This window comes from Streptococcus sp. DD11 (assembly GCF_001578865.1).
Taxonomy (GTDB): Bacteria; Bacillota; Bacilli; order Lactobacillales; family Streptococcaceae; genus Streptococcus; species Streptococcus panodentis.
In genome coordinates this window covers 337,081-340,224 of the sequence record NZ_KQ969393.1, presented here as the reverse complement: position 1 = coordinate 340,224, position 3,144 = coordinate 337,081, and the positions used below count along the sequence as shown (strand labels likewise).

The 3,144-nt window shown below is 50.1% G+C and carries 1 protein-coding gene and 1 pseudogene; one reads left to right on the top strand and one right to left on the bottom strand.

Going from position 1 to position 3,144, the window contains the following annotated elements:
* Nucleotides 1–2,072: pseudogene (locus STRDD11_RS04920) on the bottom strand (bifunctional DnaQ family exonuclease/ATP-dependent helicase); the annotation flags it as partial.
* Nucleotides 2,073–2,204: 132 nt separating this feature from the next.
* Here STRDD11_RS04920 and STRDD11_RS04915 point away from each other — a divergent pair.
* Entirely contained in the window at nt 2,205–2,846 is a 642-nt protein-coding gene (locus STRDD11_RS04915) for an MBL fold metallo-hydrolase (protein ID WP_128835948.1), read from the top strand.
* The last annotated feature ends 298 nt before the right edge of the window (nt 2,847–3,144 follow it).

Genomic DNA, 3,144 nt, shown 5'->3' with positions numbered 1-3,144 from the left:
ATATTGGCTTCTGCTCTGTCAAAACGCCGTTTGATATTGCTGGCATCACCGTTTTTGTATTGGGCCAGATGAGGAAGGGACAGCTGCTCAGAGGTCGCAAGCAGAAGGTCTCTGGAAGTGAACAGCGCTACGATAGGCCGGCCCAGTGCTGCCAGCTCCTGCAGAGCAACTGCAAGCTGCTGGGCAAAATCCTGGCTGGACAGGTCGGTCACATTCGGAAAATCTGTATTTAAAAAGAGCTTCTGCAAGGGCCTTTTTCTGTTTTTAAGCTTATAGAAATGATAGGTTTCAAAGCCCAGCAGCTGGGCCAGGTTGACCTTGGAGCTGATTTCCAGCGTGGAGGAGACCAGAATGACCTTGGCAGTCTCCGGCAGAAACTCTGTAAAGCGCAGGAGGTCCGAACGCCCAGCATGCAGCTTTTTCAGCCTGTAATCCACTCCCGCTTCGTCTGTCAGCCAGTAATACTGGTATTTGGGGCTGAACATGGCCTGAAGCTCTGGCAGCAAGTGCTCATCCAGTTCGGACACATCCTGCCGCAGTTTCTCAACAACTTCCGTCTGCAGCTCAGAGTCCCGTTTTCTCTGCCGCTCCGCTGCATGGGCCAGTTCAAACTGGATGCTCTGCAGCAGCCTTTCCTGCACCAGACGCTGCTTGGTCTGCAGCAGCTGGCTGATCTGCTGCAGGAGCTTGGTCAGATTCAGGCTGGCCTGAGAAAAGCTCTCTAAGGCAAAAAACAGCTTCTGGGCCTCATCTACCACTAAGATCCGATTGTCCAGCAGTGACTGGTCGTCTTCCAGGCGGGTCAAAAGATAGGCATGATTGGTAATCACCACCCGGCTGACAGCTGCTTTGACCTGCCCCTGCCGCCAAAAGTCCTCCTGATAAAAAAGCGATTTTCTGCTTAATTTTCCGTCATGGCGAATCTCACTGAAATAAGCTGAAAAGCGATGGGCCTGACCGATTTCATTCAGGTCTCCGGTCTCGGTCTCGGTCAGCCAGACCAGAAGCTGCATCTTGCAGCGATTCGTCAGACGGTTATCGTCCTGGACAGCCAGACTGTCGTAAAAGCGGTCCAGCTTCAGATAATTGTCCGGACTCTTGAGACTGTGGAAGGTCAGCCCAAACACTTCCTGCAGAATCCGGCCTTCCTTTTGCAGGAGCTGGTCCTGCAGCACCTTGGTCGGCACTGTTACCAGCACCCTCTCCTTTCTCCGAGCCAGGATTGGCAGCAGATAGCCAAAAGTCTTTCCCAGACCGGTCTGAGCCTGCAGAAAAGATGGTTCCTGCTGGTCCAGAGCTTCCTCCATAAAATGGGCAAAGCGGAGCTGCTCCGGCCGTTCTTCCAGTCCCAGCAGATAGAGATTGGTCAGAAAATCCTGCGATAATTTCTTTTCAGAGCCCCTGCTTGCAGGCTTTTTCAGAAAAATTCCCTGACAGTCCTGCAGGCCCTTGACCCGCCCATTCGGCAGGCTCTGGCAGACTTCCTCAATGGCTAGGCGCGATTCATAAATCAAACTGTCTCCGAAATCCAGAATTTTTTCGACCAACGCCTTGGGCAGGCCTCTGATTTTCTCCTGTATTTTCAAAAAAAGCTGGGCAGTCGCCTGGGCATCTGCAAGGGCCGTATGGGCATTTTCCAAGGGAATGGCCAGCGTCCGGCAGAGCTGTCCCAAAGAATATTTGTCCAGGCTGGGATAGAAAACCTGAGCCAGCTCAACGGTATCCACGCGGGGAGTCAGCAGTTCAAATCCTTCCCAGAAAAGCGCCTCCGCCAGAAAATTGGCATCAAACTTGACATTGTGCGCTACAAAAATGGCATCGTGAATCAGATCATAGACTTCACGCGCTACCTGCGAAAATTCCGGTGCCTTTCGAAGCCGTCTGTCATCAAGCCCTGTCAGCTCTTTGATATGCTCATCCAGCTTCTGATGAGGATTGACATCGGTCTCATAGGTCTGCGTCACCGCGCCGTTTTCGATAATGACAATGCCAATCTGAATAATTTTCCCACTGCTATTGGCCCCCGTGGCCTCCAAATCCACGACGGCATACTTATACTGTTTGTCTGTCATACTGCTATGATTATATCATAAAAGCGTCTCTTAGACATCTGAAAATTCCCTGCTGCGGCTGAATTAATTCTGTGCAAAATCTGCATTTTTCTGTTACACTCAGTAACAAGAAGAATTTTGCGAGGAAAGCCAATGAAAATTCACCGAATCATCAATATCGTTGCCTTTGAAAATACCTATATTCTGGAAAATCAAGACCATGTTCTGGTCATTGATCCCGGCAGCGAATGGAAAAAAATCCAAAGAACATTAGAAGAAATCGGCAAGCCTCTGACGGCTGTTCTTTTGACCCATACCCACTATGACCATATCATGAGTCTGGACAAGGTCAGAGACAGTTTTGCCCAGCCGCCGGTCTATGTAGCCCAAAGCGAAGCCAGTTGGCTCTACAGCCCTGCAGACAATCTGTCCGGTCTGGACCGACATGCCGACTTGGACGACATCATCTGCCGACCGGCGGAGGAATATTTCAGCTACCATCAAGACTATCATTTAGACGGCTTCCGCTTTTATGCCGTTCCCACACCCGGCCATTCTATCGGCGGCGTCTCCTTTGTCTTCCCGGAAGAACGCATCGTCCTGTCTGGTGATGCACTTTTCTGCGGCAGCATCGGACGGACGGACCTGCCGACCGGAAATCTCGACCAGCTTTTAAACAGCATCCGGCAGGAACTCTTTATCCTTCCCAAAGATTATCGAGTCTATCCCGGTCACGGAAATGAAACGACTATCGCCCACGAAAAAAACTTCAATCCTTTTTTTCAAACTCAATGAAAATCAAAGACCAGACTGGGAAGCCAACCGCAGGCTGATATTCTTCGGAAATCCATACCAACTATCCCTCATTTCGACTTATCGTCATTTAGTTTATCTTTTATTACGTCGTTAACTCGCCTTGCCGTACACCAGTACTGTCTGCGGCTCGCTGCCTCGTACTAAAAGCAAACTAAAAGACTATATCATCTGCCAGCTGAAGGCGAACTGACTCAACAGACGGTTTCCCAACAAGACTAAAGGCTAAATCGCTGACGGCCGGCTGTGAAACAGAAATTTAACAGACACTGCAAAAAAA